The organism is Actinomycetospora termitidis (assembly GCF_030286555.1).
GTDB lineage: Bacteria > Actinomycetota > Actinomycetes > Mycobacteriales > Pseudonocardiaceae > Actinomycetospora > Actinomycetospora termitidis.
The window spans coordinates 210,867-227,958 of the sequence record NZ_JASVWF010000009.1 but is presented as its reverse complement, the minus strand read 5'-3'; the positions used below and the strand labels follow the sequence as shown (position 1 = coordinate 227,958).

18 protein-coding genes are annotated in these 17,092 nt (G+C 73.6%); 12 read left to right on the top strand and 6 right to left on the bottom strand.

Features of this window, described 5'->3' with window-relative positions; genetic code table 11:
• Positions 1–55 precede the first annotated feature (55 nt).
• Both QRT03_RS29505 and QRT03_RS29500 read left to right on the top strand, forming a co-directional pair.
• Positions 56–1,051, top strand: a complete 996-nt coding sequence (locus QRT03_RS29505; RefSeq protein WP_286056743.1) for a sulfotransferase family protein — start codon at positions 56–58, stop codon at positions 1,049–1,051.
• Between the two features lie 94 nt (positions 1,052–1,145).
• Positions 1,146–1,961, top strand: coding sequence for a glycoside hydrolase family 16 protein (locus QRT03_RS29500; RefSeq protein ID WP_286056742.1), 816 nt, complete (start codon positions 1,146–1,148; stop codon positions 1,959–1,961).
• A 4-nt stretch (positions 1,962–1,965) separates the two neighbouring features.
• On the opposite strand, the gene QRT03_RS29495 is transcribed toward QRT03_RS29500, so the two are convergent.
• Genes QRT03_RS29495 through QRT03_RS29480 form a run of 4 tightly spaced genes read right to left on the bottom strand, consistent with a single transcriptional unit; the run spans position 1,966 to position 5,207 of the window.
• Positions 1,966–2,181 (bottom strand): hypothetical protein, encoded by a 216-nt coding sequence (locus QRT03_RS29495; protein WP_286056741.1) that lies wholly within the window; start codon positions 2,179–2,181, stop codon positions 1,966–1,968.
• On the bottom strand, positions 2,178–4,043 hold the full coding sequence (locus QRT03_RS29490) for a hypothetical protein (protein WP_286056740.1): 1,866 nt from the start codon (positions 4,041–4,043) through the stop codon (positions 2,178–2,180). Before QRT03_RS29490 ends, QRT03_RS29495 begins: the two co-directional genes overlap by 4 nt.
• A gap of 1 nt (position 4,044) precedes the next feature.
• A complete protein-coding gene (locus tag QRT03_RS29485) occupies positions 4,045–4,908 on the bottom strand; it encodes a glycosyltransferase family 2 protein (RefSeq protein ID WP_286056739.1) in 864 nt (287 codons plus the stop codon).
• Positions 4,905–5,207 (bottom strand): hypothetical protein, encoded by a 303-nt coding sequence (locus tag QRT03_RS29480; RefSeq protein ID WP_286056738.1) that lies wholly within the window; start codon positions 5,205–5,207, stop codon positions 4,905–4,907. Before QRT03_RS29480 ends, QRT03_RS29485 begins: the two co-directional genes overlap by 4 nt.
• A gap of 243 nt (positions 5,208–5,450) precedes the next feature.
• Between QRT03_RS29480 and cysC the strand changes: the two genes are divergently transcribed.
• Complete coding sequence (cysC, locus tag QRT03_RS29475) at positions 5,451–6,890, top strand: adenylyl-sulfate kinase (RefSeq protein ID WP_286056737.1); 1,440 nt, start codon at positions 5,451–5,453, stop codon at positions 6,888–6,890.
• 98 nt (positions 6,891–6,988) lie between these two features.
• Complete coding sequence (locus QRT03_RS29470) at positions 6,989–8,227, top strand: polysaccharide biosynthesis protein (protein WP_286056736.1); 1,239 nt, start codon at positions 6,989–6,991, stop codon at positions 8,225–8,227.
• A gap of 423 nt (positions 8,228–8,650) precedes the next feature.
• Here QRT03_RS29470 and hemW read toward each other — a convergent pair whose 3' ends face one another.
• Entirely contained in the window at positions 8,651–9,883 is a 1,233-nt protein-coding gene (gene hemW, locus QRT03_RS29465; RefSeq protein WP_286056735.1) for a radical SAM family heme chaperone HemW, read from the bottom strand.
• Between the two features lie 51 nt (positions 9,884–9,934).
• On the opposite strand from hemW, the gene QRT03_RS32275 reads away from it, so the two are divergent.
• The 7 genes from QRT03_RS32275 (at position 9,935) to QRT03_RS29435 (ending at position 16,032) form a co-directional block, all read left to right on the top strand.
• A complete protein-coding gene (locus tag QRT03_RS32275) occupies positions 9,935–10,114 on the top strand; it encodes a putative leader peptide (protein WP_425604928.1) in 180 nt (59 codons plus the stop codon).
• A 113-nt stretch (positions 10,115–10,227) separates the two neighbouring features.
• On the top strand, positions 10,228–11,994 hold the full coding sequence (locus QRT03_RS29460) for a nitrite/sulfite reductase (RefSeq protein WP_286056734.1): 1,767 nt from the start codon (positions 10,228–10,230) through the stop codon (positions 11,992–11,994).
• A complete protein-coding gene (locus QRT03_RS29455; RefSeq protein ID WP_286056733.1) occupies positions 11,991–12,119 on the top strand; it encodes an Insertion element protein in 129 nt (42 codons plus the stop codon). The genes QRT03_RS29460 and QRT03_RS29455 overlap by 4 nt, the downstream gene beginning before the upstream one ends.
• Positions 12,116–12,835, top strand: coding sequence for a phosphoadenylyl-sulfate reductase (locus QRT03_RS29450; protein WP_286056732.1), 720 nt, complete (start codon positions 12,116–12,118; stop codon positions 12,833–12,835). The genes QRT03_RS29455 and QRT03_RS29450 overlap by 4 nt, the downstream gene beginning before the upstream one ends.
• The gene (gene cysD, locus QRT03_RS29445) at positions 12,832–13,752 is read left to right on the top strand and encodes a sulfate adenylyltransferase subunit CysD (RefSeq protein WP_286056731.1); all 921 of its coding nucleotides are present in this window, start codon (positions 12,832–12,834) and stop codon (positions 13,750–13,752) included. Before QRT03_RS29450 ends, cysD begins: the two co-directional genes overlap by 4 nt.
• 1 nt (position 13,753) lies before the next feature.
• Positions 13,754–15,031 carry a sulfate adenylyltransferase subunit 1 gene (locus QRT03_RS29440; protein WP_286056730.1) on the top strand — a complete coding sequence of 426 codons (1,278 nt, stop codon included), beginning with the start codon at positions 13,754–13,756 and terminating at the stop codon, positions 15,029–15,031.
• A gap of 101 nt (positions 15,032–15,132) precedes the next feature.
• Positions 15,133–16,032 carry a sulfite exporter TauE/SafE family protein gene (locus QRT03_RS29435; RefSeq protein WP_286056729.1) on the top strand — a complete coding sequence of 300 codons (900 nt, stop codon included), beginning with the start codon at positions 15,133–15,135 and terminating at the stop codon, positions 16,030–16,032.
• Positions 16,033–16,178: 146 nt separating this feature from the next.
• On the opposite strand, the gene QRT03_RS29430 is transcribed toward QRT03_RS29435, so the two are convergent.
• Complete coding sequence (locus QRT03_RS29430) at positions 16,179–16,667, bottom strand: beta-class carbonic anhydrase (RefSeq protein ID WP_286056728.1); 489 nt, start codon at positions 16,665–16,667, stop codon at positions 16,179–16,181.
• Positions 16,668–16,960: 293 nt separating this feature from the next.
• On the opposite strand from QRT03_RS29430, the gene QRT03_RS32270 reads away from it, so the two are divergent.
• Positions 16,961–17,032 (top strand): putative leader peptide, encoded by a 72-nt coding sequence (locus QRT03_RS32270; protein WP_424511274.1) that lies wholly within the window; start codon positions 16,961–16,963, stop codon positions 17,030–17,032.
• Positions 17,033–17,092: the final 60 nt, after the last annotated feature.

Here is a 17,092-nt window from a genome sequence, read left to right as displayed (position 1 = left end):
CATCGACCTTCTTGTCACCCTCTGCTCCCGCTCTGTGGGACACGAGGGGATCCGGATGAACGCGGACGGCACGACCGACGCGCCCGACGACGGACCGAAGGTGCTCTACCTCGTGGGATGGGGCCGCAGCGGCACGACGCTGATGGACAACCTCCTCGGGGCCCACCCCGACGTGGTCACCGCCGGCGAGGTGACGCAGCTCTGGGAGCTCGGGTTGCTCGGCCGCCGGCGGTGCGGCTGCGGGACACCGGTTCCGGACTGCGCGTTCTGGGCCGCGGTGTTCGACCGCGCCTTCGGCGGTCCCCCGCCCGATCCGGAGCGGATGCTCGCGCTGCGGCACGGACCCCTCGCCGTGCTGCGAACGCACGCACTGGTCGAGGCCGTGCGCCGCGGGGACCCGCCCGCCGGCGCCGCGGAGTACGCGGGCGTCCTGTCCCGCCTCTACCGGGCCGTCGCCGACGTGGCCGGCGCGCGGGTCGTCGTCGATGCCTCGAAGCGACCGCCGGACGCCGTGACGACGGCCCTCGCCGACGGGGTGCGGCCCTACCTGCTCCACATGGTCCGCGACCCGCGGGCGTGCGCCTACTCCTGGCAGCGCGTCAAGGCCGACCCGTCGACCGCGCGGCCCGAGCCGATGCACCGTCATGGGCGGCTCATGAACGTCGGACACTGGGTGAGCTGGAACCTGCTCGCCGAGCGGGCCGCGCGGGCGTACCCGCCCGACCGCTACCTGCAGCTCCGCTACGAGGACTTCATGACGGCGCCCCGGGAGACCGTCGCGCAGGTGTTCGACCTCCTCGGCGAACCGGTGCCGGACGGTCCCTTCACCGACGACCGCACGGTTGTCCTGCCCGGCAACCACACCATCGCCGGAAACCCCGGGCGGTTCCGGACCGGGGAGATCACCATCGGTCTCGACGACGAGTGGCGCACGGCGCAGCGACCGCTCGACCGCGGCGTGACGACGGCCCTGTCGCTGCCGTGGCTGCGACACTACGGCTATCCGTGGCGGGTCCCGAGCGGCCATCATCAGCACGACCACGCCGCCTGAGCGTGCGGTCCGGTTCCGGGGGGCAGGCATCGACGCGGACACGAGCAGCGGCCCCGCGCGGTCCGGACGGGGCCGGGCCGTCGGAGCCGTCGCCGTGGTGCTCGTGGCGGTCGCCCTCGGGGCCTGCGTCACGGGAGCGGGTCGGCCCCCGGCGGCTCCCACCACGTGGCCGCTCGAGGCCGCGGGGGCCGATGCGCCCGCCGCGACCGCTGCGGCCGCGCACGGGTGGGGCGCTCCCGCGTGGGCGGACGAGTTCGCGGGCGACACGCTCGACCCCCGGTGGTCGGTGTACGACAGCCCCGGCCACGACGGGAACGGGTCGCGCCGACCGTCGCAGGTCACGGTGGCGGGCGGGGTCCTGACGCAGGCGGGCACCGCGGACGCCGTGAGCGCGGGCATGGCGCGTGACGGCGACGATGCCCGGTTCGGGCGCTGGGAGGTCCGTGCCCGCGCCGACGGCCGGGGGCCGGGGGCCCGGCCGTACCACGCGGTGATCGCGCTCATCCCCGCGACGGGGGCCTACGACGCCGGCGAGCGGGACGTCGACTTCGCCGAGGCGGACGTGGGGACCGGCGAGGTGAACCTGTTCGTCCACTACCCGCCCCGCAAGCAGGACTACCTCGCGATCCCGCTGGATCTCGCCGCCTGGCACACGTTCGCCGTCGAGGTGGCGCCCGACCACGTGACCTGGTTCGTCGACGGTGCCGTCCGCGCCACCGTGACCCGCCCCGCCGCGATCCCGACGCGGCCGATGAAGCTCAACGTCCAGCTCGACGCCTACCGGCCGGGCGACCTCGTCCCGGCGCGCCTGCAGGTCGACTGGGCCCGGTTCCACCGGCTGCCGCCGGCGGGTACGCCCGTGCTCCCCGGTCCCGTCCCGCCCCAGGGCGACTACGACCCGGGGCGGTGAGGAGTCACCGCGCGAGCAGCGGCGGCCCGATGACCGCCAGGAGCGCGGCGGCGAGCGCGACCAGGACCACGACCAGGGCCACGTCCATCGTGCGCACGACCCGCCGCGGACCGGCCTCGACGCGGTAGGTGGGCCGGACGGCCTCGGTCACCACGACCCGGAGCCCGAGCAGGACGACGAACGCGGCGAACAGACCCCATCCGACCCCGACGACGCTCATCGCCTCTCCACCCTCGCCAGCACCAGGCTCGTGCCCTCGTCCCGGACGACCCGGTACGTCCCGCCGGCCACGATGCGCTCCACCATCGCCCGCGACCACCCCGGCGCGAAGCCGTCGAGGAACCGCCCCTCCGCCTCCATGGCCGGCTGGACGAGCACCAGGTCGGGCCGTTCCTTCGCCAGGCAGCCGAGCGGGTCGTCGGCGATCCGGGAACAGCCCGGCGTCGACGTCGCCTGGACCACGTCCCCGGCGCGCGTCACGCGGATCGGTCCCTCGTTCGTCAGGCGCAGCACCTTGCTCCCCGGTGGGACACCCGCGAGCACGCTGCGGGAGAAGGCGACGTCCCGGGCCTGGACCCCGACGTAGGCGTCGTTGCCTCCGCGCAGGACCACGAGCAGGCCGAACAGGAGGAGCATCCCGAGCACGAGCCCCACCTCGACGACGCGGCCCGGCGGCGTGCCGCGCCACCGGCGCCCCGCGGCCCGCACGGCCTCCGCGCCGAGGACCGCCAGGAACGGCAGGGCGTAGAGCTGGACCCGGAGGAGCACCTCCCCGCCGTAGCTCTGGACGAGGACCAGACCGAGCGGCGCGGCCGCCAGGGCGGCGACGAGCCACGTCCCGGTCCGGCGCCACCGGACCCAGGCGCCCACCAGGGCGAGGCCCCACGTGGCCGCCGCGAGCAGGACCCTCCCGACCTTCGCCGCGAGCTGGCCGGGGTCCCCCACCAGGCGGTCGACCAGGGCGCTCATCAACGACCCGCCGACGTCCCCGACGTCCCCGGTGACGAGGTAGAGCCGGGCCTGCCAGAACTCCTGGGCGCCGAGCACGAACCAGGTGAGCTCGACGACGACGAGGACCAGGACGAGCCACCGTCCCCAGAAACGGCCGGCGAGGGCGAGGAGGAGGAGCTGGGCGCCGAGGGCGAACGGCGTCAGCGGGTGAGAGAGGACGACGCCCGCGAGGCACAGGGCGACGACGAGCCAGAGGAGGAGGAACTGCGCGGCCGCCCCCTCGGGTCGGCGCACCGGCATGAGGGCGGCGGCCACGATACGGCGCGACACCGGCAGGGGCGGGCTCCCGGGGGCGGGCAGCGGCCAGCGTCCGCCGGCGGGGTCGCCGCGCCCCGTCGCGAGGGGTCCGAGCACGCAGGCCAGCGCCGCCAGGCCGAGGACCATGGCCGTGGCCTGGGGGGAGAAGTAGTCCTGCTCGATCCAGTTCGTCCCGAGGAACAACCAGACGGCCACCCACGGCGCCCGTGTCCCGCCGAGCAGGGGTCGGGCGATCGCGTGGACGCTCAGTGCCCAGACGGCGACGACGACGGGTGGCGTCCAGCGCAGCACCCCGTCCAACGTCAACCCGCCCGCGGCGTCGGAGATCCAGGCCCACTGCGCGAAGAAGGCCGGCCAGGCGAACCGGGAGTCGACGCCGACCGGGAGGCGACCCGTCGTCGCGATGGCCTCCACGAAGCCGAGATGGGTCCACGCGGCGGGGATGCGCGCCGCCGACTCGACGAGGGACGGGAGGCCGGTCGAGCAGAGGATCACGACGCCCGTCAGCGCGACCAGGACGACGGATCGGGGGCGGGCGCGCCCGAACTCGGTCACCGCGCCGAGCACGGCGCACGTCAGCGCCACCCAGGCCCACGGGGACAGCACACCGGCCAGGCCGAGCCCGCCGATCAGGTCCAACCGGGTGTCCCGCACCGCCGGGACGAGGCACGCGAGGGCGGCGAGCCCCAGGAGGATCGGCAGCGCCGCGGCAGGCCACCGCGCACGGCCGGTCGCCCGGCCCGTCCGATCCTCGGCCGGCCGTTCCCGCAGGTCCACCGTCCGGCGGCCGCCGCGGACGCTGGTCGACGTCATCTCAGGCCCCCCGTCGTTCGGCGAGGGCGGATCCGGCGCGACGGCGGGCGCGGGCCCATGGTGCGGCGAGGTGGCCGGTCAGGGCGTCGACCCGCCGGACCGGGCTCCCGGGGGAGGCCCGCAGCTCCGTCATGAACGCCTCCTGGACCCGGAAGTGCTCGCGGCGGGCGCGGGCGATGACGCTGGTGGGTACGAGGCGGTACGCCGCCAGGCTCTCGCGCTGCCCCCGGAACGCGCCGTGGGCGGACATGGCCACGAGCAGGTCGAGATCGGCGATGAAGATCTTGTCGCTGACGAAGCCCTCGGTGGCGTCGAAGGCGGCGCGCCGGAACGTCACCCCGCACATCGGACCGATCGGGTTGGCACCGCTGCGGACGACCCGCCGCACGACCTCCGCGTGGGTCCGCCGACCGAGCAGACCCCGCAGGAACCGGGCCGGGACCACGAGGTGGCCGTCGCCGTCGACGAGGTGGTGGCGCGACACGACGAGCGCGAGGTCGGGCTCGTGCTGCAGCGCCGCGACCTGGAGCTCCAGGCACCGCGGGTGGAGCAGGTCGTCGTCGCAGAGCAGCTTCACGAGGGGCGCCCGGGTGGCGCGGACGGCCGTGGTCCAGTTCTCGGTCAGGGGCAGCACGCGGGGGGTGGACTCGAGCCGGATACGGGGGTCGTCGAACGACGCGGCGATCTCGGCAGACCGGTCGGGGCTGCAGTTGTCCAGGACGACGAGCTCGAAGTCGTCGAAGGTCTGCGCGAGGACCGACTCCATGGTGGTCGCCAGGTGGTCCTCCCCGCGGTACACCGGGATGCAGACCGAGACCGCGGGAGTCCGCCCGCCCTGAGGTGTCGGCACCACGGTGCCGGTCACCGCCGACGGACGACGTGCCACACCAGGGCGGGCACGCAGAGCAGGACGAGCAGGACGAGCGCGGCATCCGGGTGCCACCACCCCGCGGCGAGCATCGCCTGGGCGCCGAGGCCGCCGACGGCGCAGCCCACCGCGACGGCGACGGCCCAGACGAGCGCCGGAGCGCTCCGACGCAGGAATCCGGCGATCGCCCACCCGGGGCCGAGGATCATGAAGACGACGGTGGTGACCGCCCGCACCGGTCCGAGCAGGGTGCCGGCGGCGTCGAGAGCGACCAGGACGCCGGCGACGACGCCCACGACCGCGAGTGCGCCGGCGACTCCCCGCCGGTGCTCCGCACTCAGGGCACCGAGCTGGGAAAGTGACAGAGCGTTCACAACCACCTCGTTCCACGACCTCTCGCCTGCCCGACCAGCGGGAAGTATCGCCGCGGGGCGCCGATCTGGCTACACTCCGGAGCAATTGTCAGCCGCACTCGTCACCCGATCAGCGCGCACCCGATCGCGGACAGCGCGCGTCGGTCACCGGGCAGGGAGCGATCGATGTCCGACGGCGGGGTGCAGGCCTGCGGGGGCACGGTGTGGTTGACCGGTCTGCCCAGCGCGGGGAAGTCGACCATCGCGGACGGCGTCGAGCGGGTGTTGCGCGGACGCGGGCTGCGCGTCCAGGTGCTCGACGGCGACGCGGTGCGCGCCGAACTGTGCGCGGACCTCGGCTTCTCCCGCGCCGACCGGGATACCAACGTCCGACGGATCGGGTGGGCCGCACGCCTGCTCGCCGCCCACGGCGTCATCGTGGTCGTCCCGGTCATCGCCCCGTTCGCGGACGTCCGGCAGCAGGTGCGCGCCCGTCACGAGGAGGACGGGCTCCCCTTCGTCGAGGTCCACGTGGACACCCCGCTCGAGGAGTGCACGCTCCGCGACGTGAAGGGCCTGTACGCCAGGCAGCGCGCCGGGGACCTGCGTGGCCTCACCGGCGTCGACGACCCGTACGAGGTGCCCGACGCTCCGGAGCTCCGGGTGATCACGGTCGGGCGCCCGGTCGAGGAGTGCGTGCGCGAGGTCGTCGCGGGGCTCGTCGAGCATCGGGTGGGGCACGTCGGCGCGCCGGACCCGCCCACACCCTCGGTGTCGGTGTGCATCCCCGTATACCAGGGGCGGGAGTTCCTCGCCCGGACCGTCCGGAGCGTTCTGGACCAGACATACTCCGACTTCGAGCTCGTGATCCGCGACAACGGGAGCACCGACGGGACCGCAGATGTCGTCGGCTCCTTCGCGGACCCCCGCATCCGCCGGTACCGGTCGGAGTCGACGGTGCCGTTGACCGAGAGCTTCGACCGCGCCGTCCGACTCGCGCGGGGCGATCTGGTCAAGGTCGTCTGCGCCGACGACGTCCTGCACCCCCGGTGCCTCGAGCTGCAGGTCGCCGCGCTCGCGTCGGACCCGGGGCTCGCCCTGGTCGCCGGGCGGGTCGACATGATCGACGGGGACGACCGGGTCCTGACGTCGAACCGCCTGCTCCGGCACGTCGCCGGGCGGATCGGCAGCGACGACCTCGTCCGGCGGGTGGTGCGGCACGGCGGCAACCCCATCGGCCCGCCGGCCTCGGTGATGTTCCGGCGGGCTGACTACGAGGCCGTCGGCGGGGTCCGGGACCGCGAGCAGTTCACCCTGGACATCTCCCTCTGGGCGCGGCTCCTGGCTCGCGGGGACTTTCTCGGGCAGACCGAGTCCGTGGCGGCCTTCCGGGTCCGCCCCGGCACCGTGACGGCGACCGCGGGCCGACGGGAGTTCACGGTGCAACGGGCCTTCACCACGGCGCTCGCCCGGGACGCCTCCTGGAGCCGACACCCGGGGGATCTCGCCGTCAGCCTCGTCGGCGCCCGCACCGCCCGGGCCCGACGGCAGATGCTCTTCGCGGCTGCGGCGGTGCTGTCGCGCCTCGGCCACCACCGCCGCCCGGAGGGCGCGGCGCGCTCTTGAACCTCCCGGAGCCCGAGCCCACAGGACCTCCCCGGCCTCCCGGCCGGGTCGCGACCTGGCGCCGGTGGTGGCGCGGCACGGCCGGCGACGGCGTGGCGATGTCGCTCTCCGCCGCCGGCGCCTCCCTCGTCGGCATGGTCAGCTGGGTCCTCGCCGCCCGTGTGCTGACCCCGACCCAGCTCGGCACCGCCGCCGCCTTCGTCTCCGCCACGCTGCTCGTGGCCGGCTGCACCGACCTGAACCTCGGCATCGGCCTGATGCGGTGGCTCCCGCGGGCCGGCGGCGCGGCCCGCGTGCTCGTCCTGCGCGGGGCCGGGACGGTCGCCGGGCTCGCCGGACTCGTCGCGCTGGTGTACGTGCTGCTGCCGCACTCCTCGCTCGTCGTGGACGCCGCCGCGGGACCGGACGGGGACCGCGCCGTCGCCGCCGGACTCTTCGTGCTGACCGCGATGCTCTACGCCGTCTTCCAGCAGCAGGACTTCGTCCTCGTCGGGCTCGGACGACCGTGGTGGGCGCCCAGCCGCATCGGGCTGTTCGCCGTGGCGCGGCTGGCCGTCCTGCTGGGACTCGGCGCCACGCTCACCACCGTGGGTGTCGTGTGGTCGTGGCTCCTCCCGACCGCGGGCGCGGTCGTGCTCGCCGCCGTGGTCGTCGCGCAGACCCTGTCCCGGTCGCCCGGGAACACGGAGCCGTGGGTCCCGCACCGGCGCGACGTGGTCGCGTTCCTCGGCCCGACCTACAGCGGGAAGATCGCCACGGCCGTCCTCTACAACCAGGTGCCGCTGGTCGTGACCTTCCGCTTCGGGCCCGAGGTCGGGGCATCGTTCTTCCTGGTCTGGCAGGCCATCACGGTGATCGACGTCGTCGCGCTGTACTTCGTCGCTCCGCTGTCCTCCGGCATCGCACGGGCGCCGGAACGGGCGGACGAGTTGGCGAGGGCGACCCGGCGCCGCCTGCTGCTCCTGTTGCTCCCGCCGATCGCCCTCGGAGCCGCGATCTCGGGGCCCCTGCTCGGCCTCTTCGGTGGGCCGTACCGGGCCGCGGCCCCGGTGCTGGCGCTGATGCTCCTGGGGTGCGCTGCCCGCCTGCTCGTCATCCACCGTCTCGGCGAGCACCAGGCCCGCGGACGCGCCGTCCGCTACGCCCGCCTCGCCGTCGTGAACACCGTGTTCGTCCTCGGCGTCGCCCTCCTCGCTCCGCCGGCGAGCACCTCGGTCCCCGGTCTGCTCCTGCCGGTCGCCGCTGGGTTCGTCGTCGTCCAGGTGCTGTGCGCGGGCGCCGTGCTGCTGCGCCGGCGGTACGAGACGCCGATCGCTCCCGCGGCGTCCGGCTCGTGACCACGCCGAGCGCGGAGCCCCATGATCACCGAGCACCCCTCGGCGGTTCCGGGCGCCTGATGAGCCCGAGCGTGCTCGCTCGACGGCCCGGCCGGGCGCTCACCGTGATCGACGGTCACGCTGCGGAGCGTTGGACCTCGAGACGTGCCACGAATCCGGTTCCAGCGGAAGCGGTTTCCGCGCACCGTGCGGGGCACGGGCGCCCCGGACCCTGACACGCGCCGCAAATCCGATTCCGGTGGAAGCGGTTTCCGCGCACCGTGCGGGGCACGGGAGCCCCGGACCCTGACACGCGCCGCAGACGCGATTCCGGTGGAAGCGGTTTCCGCCGGCCGGGCCGGGTCGAGGCGCGAGAACTGCACCGCGCAGGTGCCGAGCCTCGTGAACCTGCGCCACGTCGCACTCGCGCGGCCCGTCGGCGCCTCAGCCCGTCAGCGAGATCGCGACGCCGTCCGCGAGCAGGCGCCCGGGCCGTGTGAGGACCGCCCGCCCGCGCGCCCAGGACCCGTCGTCGAGAAGGCCGTCCCGGACCGCCTGCCCGGCGGCCGCGCGGCCCGCGTTGTCGAGGACCGCGGCCGGGAGGCCGTCGACCGTGCGGAGTCCCAGCAGCACCTGCTCGACGTGCCGGTCGTCCGGTGTGAGCAGCTCGCGCGCCTCGGCCGGGGACTCCCCCGCGGCCAGCTGCTTCGAGTACCGGGCCGGGTGGCGGACGTTCCACCAGCGGACGCCGCCGACGTGCGAGTGCGCGCCCGGGCCCGCGCCCCACCAGTCGCCGCCGGACCAGTAGCCGAGGTTGTGCCGGCAGCGGGCGCCGACCGTCCGGGCCCAGTTGGAGACCTCGTACCAGCCGAACCCGGCGTCGGACAGGACGTCGTCGACGATCTCGTAGCGGTCGGCGAGGACGTCGTCGTCGGGCATCGGCAGCTCCCCGCGGGCCACGCGGCGGGCGAGCGCGGTGCCGTCCTCGACGATCAACGAGTAGGCGGACACGTGGTCGGCGCCGGAGGCGAGCACGGCGTCGAGGGAGCGGCGGAGGTCGTCGTCGGTCTCGGTGGGCGTGCCGTAGATGAGGTCGAGGTTGACGTGGCGCATGCCGGCATCGAGCGCGGAGCGGGCCACGGAGACGGCGGCACCCGGGGTGTGGCGGCGGTCGAGCACGGCGAGGACGTGGTCGACGTCGGACTGCATCCCGAGCGAGAGGCGCGTGTACCCGGCGTCGGCGATCGCGGCGAGCAGCTCCGGGGTGGTCGACTCCGGGTTGGCCTCCGTGGTCACCTCCGCGCCGGGCGCGAGCCCGAAGGTCGCCCGGATCGCGTCGAGCACCGCCGTCAGCCCGTCGGCGCCGAGCAGCGACGGCGTCCCGCCGCCGAGGAAGACGGTGTCGGCCGCCGGGGGCGACCCGAGCACGCGGGCGGCGAGATCCAGTTCCCGACGGAGGCCCTCCAGCCAGCTGGCGGGCGAGGCCGGGTCGTCGGACGAGCTCAGCCCCAGGTCGGTGGCGGTGTAGGTGTTGAAGTCGCAGTACCCGCACCGGGTCGCGCAGAACGGCACGTGGACGTAGACGCCGAACGGGCGCGTCCCCAGCCCGGTCAGCGCGTCGGGCGGGAGCACGCCGTCGGCCGGGGCGGGTTCACCGCCGGGGGGCACGGAGGGCATCCGTCCATTGTGCGCGCCGTACCGACCACCTTTGTGACGTCCAGTGTCAGCATGGCCGCACTGCTGACACCCCGGGGCGGAGGTGCGCGGCACCACACACCCGTCGCCGGTGGAATCACCGTCTCCGGCATGGCAGGCTTGGGCGCTGTGCGTGCCCTGGACCTGATGCTCGTCGGCCGACCCCACGTCGACCTCGCGCGCGTCGCCAGCGCACTCTGCCCGGCGTGCTGATCGCACGCCGCTGACGCCCCGGCGAGGGGCACACCACCACCACGATCGTCAGCGGGTGCGCGCAGGCCCGCCGGGTCGTCGCGCGCGCCCGCGCCCCGGAGGACGCACCACCGATGACCAGCGCCCCGTCGAGCGAAGGCGCCTCGACCCCCGAGGAGTCCTACGCCGAGACCACGCCCCTCAAGGACGTCTCGGACGACAAGCCGGTGAAGGCCGCCCCGAAGCGCGCCCGGAAGGGCAAGGCCGAGGGGCAGTGGGCGCTGGGCTACCGCGAGCCGCTGAACAAGAACGAGCAGTCCAAGAAGGACGACAACCCGCTGAACGTGCGGGCGCGGATCGAGAACATCTACGCCCACCGCGGCTTCGACTCGATCGACCCGGCCGACCTGCGCGGGCGCTTCCGCTGGATGGGCCTCTACACCCAGCGCGCCGAGGGCTTCCCGGGCACCGACACCGGGCACGTCGAGGAGGAGGAGCTCGACGCCTCCTACTTCATGATGCGGGTCCGGGTCGACGGCGGCGCCCTCACTACCGAGCAGCTGCGGGTCATCGGCGAGATCAGCCAGACCTTCGCGCGCGACACCGCCGACGTCACCGACCGCGAGAACATCCAGCTGCACTGGATCCGGGTCGAGGACGTCCCGGAGATCTGGCGTCGCCTCGAGGGCGTGGGCCTGACGACGACGGAGGCCTGCGGCGACTGCCCGCGCGTCATCCTCGGCTCCCCCGTTGCCGGGATCAGCGCCGACGAGGTCCTCGACGGCACCCCGGCCATCGACGAGATCGCCACTAAGTACATCGGCGACCGGTCGCTGTCGAACCTCCCGCGCAAGTTCAAGACCGCGATCTCCGGCCAGCAGGACGTGGCCCACGAGGTCAACGACGTCAGCTTCGTCGGCGTCCACCACCCCGAGCACGGTCCGGGCTTCGACCTGCACGTCGGTGGCGGCCTGTCCACCAACCCGAAGCTCGCGGTGCGGCTCGGCGCGTGGGTGCCGCTCGAGGAGGTGCCGGACGTCTGGCACGCCGTCGTGTCGGTGTTCCGCGACTACGGCTACCGCCGTTTGCGCACCCGCGCGCGCATCAAGTTCCTCATCGCCGACTGGGGCCCCGAGAAGTTCCGGCAGGTCATGGAGGACGAGTACCTGCACCGGACGATGCTCGACGGCCCGGCGCCCGACGCGATCGCGGGCACGATCGACCACGTCGGGATCCACGACCAGGTCGACGGCCGCAAGTACGTCGGCGTCGCGCCGCCCGCGGGCCGGACGTCGGGATCCACCCTCGTCGGCGTCGCGAAGGCGGCCGAGGACGTCGGGTCCACCCGCATCCGCCTCACGCCGTACCAGAAGATCGTCGTCCTGGACGTCGCCGAGGAGAAGGTCGACACCCTGACGACGGCGCTGGACCACCTCGGGCTGCCGGCGCGACCGAGCGTGTTCCGCCGGTCGACGATGGCCTGCACCGGCCTGGAGTTCTGCAAGCTCGCGTTCGTCGACACGAAGAACCGGGCGGGCGACCTCGTCACGGAGCTCGAACAGCTGTGCGCGGACGTCGCCGGGGACCTCGAGACGCCGATCTCGATCCACCTCAACGGCTGCCCGAACTCGTGCGCGCGGGTGCAGGTCGCCGACATCGGGCTCAAGGGCCAGATCGTCAACGACGCCGAGGGGAACCCGGCCGCCGGGTTCCAGGTGCACCTGGGCGGCGAGCTGGGCCTGGACTCCGGCTTCGGTCGGAAGCTGCGCGGCCACAAGGTCCTCTCCTCCGAGCTGGGCCCGTACGTCGAGCGGCTGGTCCGGGCCTTCGTCGCGGGCCGGGACGACGACGAGCGCTTCGCCCAGTGGGTGCTCCGGGCGGAAGAAGCGCAGCTGCAATGAGGTTGGCCATCCAGTACTGCCCGTACTGCGGGGAGCAGGACCTGCACCCCCAGGAGTCCCCCGAGGGCGCCTGGAGGTGTGCGGACTGCCGCAGCACCTTCGTCGTGACAGGAGTGGTCGCATGACCAGCACCGAGACCGCCACCCGGGCCGACGCCCTGGCCGCCGGCGAGCGCTTCGCGGCGCTCGAGGGGTCCACCGACCACCTCGAACTCACCCACGACATCCTCACCTGGGCCGCGGACACCTACGGCGAGCGGCTGATCGTCGCGTCGAACATGCAGGACGCGGTGCTGGTCAAGCTCGGCGCCGAGGCGCGGCCCGGGGTGGACGTGCTGTTCCTGGAGACCGGCTACCACTTCGCCGAGACCCTCGGGACCCGCGATGCCGTCGCGCAGGTCTACGGCGTGAACATCGTCCAGGCCGAGCCGGAGCTGACCGTCGCCGAGCAGGACGCACAGTTCGGCAAGGACCTGTTCGCCACCGACCCCGGCGCCTGCTGCGGGATGCGCAAGGTCGAGCCGCTCAAGAAGACCCTGGCGCTCTACGACGCCTGGGTCACCGGCGTGCGCCGCGTCGAGGCCCCGACCCGGGCGAACACCCCGCTGGTCACGTGGGACGAGCGGCACGGTCTCGCGAAGGTCAACCCGATCGCGCACTGGACCGACGAGCAGATGGACGCCTACATCGCCGAGCACGCGGTGCTGGTGAACCCGCTGGTCGCCGAGGGCTACCCGTCCATCGGCTGTCAGCCGTGCACCGCCAAGCCGGCGCCCGGCGCCGACCCGCGCAGCGGCCGCTGGGCGGGCTTCACCAAGACCGAATGCGGGTTGCACGGATGAGCGTCGACGTCACGCCCCTCCCGGCGACCACCGACCAGCTCGACGTCCTCGAGTCCGAGGCGATCCACGTGATGCGCGAGGTCGCCGGCGAGTTCGACCGCCCGGTGATCCTCTTCTCCGGCGGCAAGGACTCGATGCTGCTGGTGCACCTCGCGCACAAGGCGTTTTGGCCCGCGCCCATCCCGTTCCCGGTGCTGCACGTCGACACCGGCCACAACTTCGACGAGGTCATCGCCTTCCGCGACGCCGTCGTCGAGCGGTACGGGCTGACGCTCGAGGTCGCGAGCGTGCAGGACTACATCGACGACGGGCGCCTGTCCGAGCGCGCCGACGGCACCCGCAACCCGCTGCAGACCACGCCCCTGCTCGACGCCATCGCCGAGCACCGCCACGACGCGGTCTTCGGTGGGGGGCGTCGGGACGAGGAGCGGGCCCGGGCCAAGGAGCGGATCTTCTCGCTCCGGACGGCGTTCGGCGCGTGGGAGCCCTCGCGACAGCGGCCCGAGCTGTGGAACCTCTACAACGGGCGGCACAAGCCGGGCGAGCACGTGCGCGTGTTCCCGCTGTCGAACTGGACCGAGCTCGACGTCTGGCGCTACATCCAGCGCGAGGGGATCGACCTGCCGACGATCTACTACGCGCACACCCGCGACGTGTTCGCCCGCGACGGCATGTGGCTGACGTCGGGCCCGTGGGGCGGTCCGCGCGACGGCGAGGACGTCGTCACGAAGACCGTCCGCTACCGCACGGTCGGCGACGGTTCGTGCACCGGCGCGGTGGAGTCGACCGCGACGACCCTGGACGAGGTGCTCGCCGAGGTCCGCGAGTCCCGGCTGACCGAGCGCGGCGCCACGCGTGCCGACGACCGGCTCTCCGAGGCCGCCATGGAGGACCGCAAGAAGGAAGGCTACTTCTGAGATGACCGACCTTCTCCGGCTCGCGACGGCGGGTTCCGTCGACGACGGCAAGTCCACGCTCGTCGGTCGGCTGCTCTACGACACGAAGTCGGTCCTGGCCGACCAGCTCGAGGCGGTGGAGCGGGCCTCGAAGAGCGCCGACGGCGAGCCCGACCTGTCACTGCTGGTCGACGGCCTGCGCTCGGAACGTGAACAGGGCATCACCATCGACGTGGCGTACCGGTACTTCGCGACGCCCCGTCGGTCCTTCGTCCTCGCCGACACCCCCGGCCACGTGCAGTACACCCGCAACACCGTCACCGGTGCGTCCACCGCGCAGCTCGCGGTGCTGCTCGTGGACGCCCGCCACGGCGTGGTCGAGCAGACCCGCCGTCATGCCGCCGTCATGGCGCTGCTGCGGGTGCCGCGCCTGGTGCTCGCCGTCAACAAGATCGACCTGGTCGACTACGACGAGGCGACCTACCTGACGATCGCCAAGGAGTTCCGCGAGCACACCGAGGCCCTGGGCTACGCCGAGGACGCCGTCGTGACGATCCCGGTGTCGGCGAAGAAGGGCGACAACGTCGTCCTCGCCTCCGACCGCACCCCCTGGTTCGACGGCCCGACGCTGCTCGACCACCTCGAGTCGGTCCCGGTCGACGGTCCCGACGACGCCGCGCCGTTCCGCTTCCCGGTGCAGACCGTGATCCGGCCGCGCTCGGCGGAGTACCCCGACTACCGCGGGTACGCGGGTCTGGTTGCGGCCGGCACGGTGGCGGTGGGCGACGAGGTGGTGGTGCTCCCCGACGGGCAGCGCACCACGGTCGAGGGCATCGACCGGTACACCGACTCCGTCCCGACGGCGGGTGCGGGCGACAGCATCGTCCTGCGGCTGGCCGACGACCTCGGGATCGCCCGCGGTGCCGTGATCGTGGCGGCGGGGTCCGCGCCCGAGCCGGTCACGGAGTTCACCGCGACCCTGGCATGGCTGCACGACAAGCCGCTCACGCCCGGGCGCCGGCTCCTGGTCAAGCACGGGACGCACACCGTGCAGGCGATGATCACCGCGGTCGAGGACCGGCTGGACATCCAGACCCTGGCCCTCGACGCCGACCCGGGGACGCTGGAGATCAACGACATCGGGCACGTCGCGATCACCGTCGCCGAGCCGCTGCCGCTCGACGAGTACGACCGCGTCGCCGCCACCGGGTCGTTCCTCGTGATCGACCCGCAGGCGGGCGACACGCTGGCCGCCGGGCTGGTCGGCCGGCCGCTGGTGACGACCCCGGTGGACGCGTGACGCTCCTCGTCGGTCGGGCCCACGTGGACCTGATGCGGGTGACGTCGGCGGTGTGTCGGGGCTGACCGCTGCCCCGACCACCCTCGTCGACAGGTTCCCGCATGCCCACGTTCATCGTCTTCGCCCTCGCGGGCCTCGTCGCGCAACTCGTCGACGGGTCGCTCGGGATGGCCTACGGGGTCACCTCGACCTCGGTCCTGCTCGCCGCGGGCACCGCGCCCGCCGTCGCGTCGGCGTCGGTGCACCTCGCCGAGGTCGGCACCACGTTCGTCTCCGGCGTCTCGCACTGGCGCTTCGGCAACGTCGACTGGAAGGTCGTCGGCCTGCTCGCCCTGCCCGGCGCCGTCGGGGCCGTGCTCGGCGCGTACGTGCTGGTCAACCTCACCGAGGACGCCGCCCCGTTCATGTCGGTGATCCTGCTGCTGCTCGGGATCTACGTGCTGGTCCGCTTCAGCTCGCGCACGGTGGCGGCGAAGGTGGTCGCGGGGCCGAGGCCCGGCGGGAAACTGCTGTCCCCGGTCGGCCTGGTCGCGGGGTTCCTGGACGCGTCCGGCGGCGGCGGGTGGGGTCCGGTGGCCACGCCGACGCTGCTGGCGTCGGGTCGGCTGGAGCCCCGCAAGGTCGTCGGGTCCGTGTCCACCGCGGAGTTCGTCATCGCGTTGTCGGCGAGCATCGGGTTCCTGTTCGCCCTGGCCGACGAGCCGCTGGACTGGACGACGATCGCGGCGCTGATGGTCGGTGGGATCGTCGCCGCCCCGTTCGCGGCCTACCTCGTGCGGATCCTGCCCGCTCGTGTGCTCGGTACCGCGGCCGGCGGGCTGATCATCCTCACCAACACCCGCACGCTGCTCAACGCCCTCGACGTCCCGACGACGGCGCTGGTCACCGTGCTCCTGGTGCTCGCCGTGGCCTGGATCGCCGCGATCGTGGTGGCCGTGCGCTCGGCCCGCCGCGAGCGCGCCGAGCACGACGCCGCGACGGCCGAGGTCGCGCAGGCCTGATCCGGACCGGCCGTCGTGAACGAGCGAAGGGCCCCGTCGGTCGGATAGACGGGCCGTGGGCGCCCACGGCCCACCGCGGCCCGGTCGAGCGGAGGGCCCCTCCGGTCGAGTAGATCGACCGAAGGGGCCCCTCGCTCAACCGGTGCTCACGACACCTCGTGCAGCTTCCCGGTCGCCACGTCGATGACGAAGCCCCGCACGGAGCCCTTGTTCTTGACGAACGGGCTGTCGGTGATGCGCTTGATGGAGTCGCGGACGTCCTGCTCGGCGTCCGGGAAGGCGTTCGCGGTCCACGACGGCCGCTGACCGGTCTCCTTCTCGAGGATCTCGGCGAACTGCTCGTCGGTGAAGGTCACCATGCCGCAGTCGGTGTGATGGATGAGGATGATCTCCTCGGTGCCCAGCAGGTGCTGCGAGATGGCCAGGGAGCGGATCGTGTCGTCGGTGACGACGCCGCCGGCGTTGCGGATGACGTGCGAGTCGCCCTCCTTCAGCCCCAGCGCGCCGTAGGGGTTCACGCGCGCGTCCATGCACGCGACGACGGCGGTCTTCCGGGCGGGCGGCAGCGGCAGCTCGCCGGGGAAGTGCGCGACGTAGGTCTCGTTGTTCTTCAGGTAGTCGTCGGTGACGGACACCGGGGGTCCTCTCTGCGGGTTCGACGTCAGGGGTCGGCACGGACCGGCCGCGGAGGCACGCGGGGAACGGGCAGCGGGCTCACGCGGCCCGGCGACACCACTGGTCGAACTCCTGCACGCGGCGGCTCGGCCAGAAGGCCGTGAGCCCGAAGGCCCGGAGTCCACCTGCATCCATGCGCATCATTCGATCGCACCTGCGGCGAACGGCGCAAGGACGGCCCGCAGCACCGGCCGCGTCACAATCCCAATCGCCGAGGTTGTGATTCCCCGTCCGGCCCCCTAGCGTCCGGGACATGCCCGGCCAGGAGCTCACCGTGCGCGAGCACATCGACCTGCTCCGGGTCGCCTCCGCGCTCTGTCGGTAGAGCGCCCGCCGCGATCGCGGCCACCGACGTCCCCGCACGAGTCCACCCGACGCTCCCACG

Excerpts from the sequence above, each read along its gene's own strand:
- QRT03_RS29455 (WP_286056733.1), top strand. The coding sequence starts at position 11,991 with ATGAGGTTGGCCATCCAGTACTGCCCGTACTGCGGGGAGCAGGACCTG.
- QRT03_RS29435 (WP_286056729.1), top strand. The coding sequence starts at position 15,133 with ATGCCCACGTTCATCGTCTTCGCCCTCGCGGGCCTCGTCGCGCAACTC.
- hemW (WP_286056735.1), bottom strand. The coding sequence starts at position 9,883 with ATGCCCTCCGTGCCCCCCGGCGGTGAACCCGCCCCGGCCGACGGCGTG.
- QRT03_RS29450 (WP_286056732.1), top strand. The coding sequence starts at position 12,116 with ATGACCAGCACCGAGACCGCCACCCGGGCCGACGCCCTGGCCGCCGGC.
- QRT03_RS29490 (WP_286056740.1), bottom strand. The coding sequence starts at position 4,043 with ATGACGTCGACCAGCGTCCGCGGCGGCCGCCGGACGGTGGACCTGCGG.
- cysC (WP_286056737.1), top strand. The coding sequence starts at position 5,451 with ATGTCCGACGGCGGGGTGCAGGCCTGCGGGGGCACGGTGTGGTTGACC.
- QRT03_RS32275 (WP_425604928.1), top strand. The coding sequence starts at position 9,935 with ATGGCCGCACTGCTGACACCCCGGGGCGGAGGTGCGCGGCACCACACA.
- cysD (WP_286056731.1), top strand. The coding sequence starts at position 12,832 with ATGAGCGTCGACGTCACGCCCCTCCCGGCGACCACCGACCAGCTCGAC.
- QRT03_RS29495 (WP_286056741.1), bottom strand. The coding sequence starts at position 2,181 with ATGAGCGTCGTCGGGGTCGGATGGGGTCTGTTCGCCGCGTTCGTCGTC.
- QRT03_RS29470 (WP_286056736.1), top strand. The coding sequence starts at position 6,989 with ATGTCGCTCTCCGCCGCCGGCGCCTCCCTCGTCGGCATGGTCAGCTGG.
- QRT03_RS29460 (WP_286056734.1), top strand. The coding sequence starts at position 10,228 with ATGACCAGCGCCCCGTCGAGCGAAGGCGCCTCGACCCCCGAGGAGTCC.
- QRT03_RS29440 (WP_286056730.1), top strand. The coding sequence starts at position 13,754 with ATGACCGACCTTCTCCGGCTCGCGACGGCGGGTTCCGTCGACGACGGC.
- QRT03_RS29505 (WP_286056743.1), top strand. The coding sequence starts at position 56 with ATGAACGCGGACGGCACGACCGACGCGCCCGACGACGGACCGAAGGTG.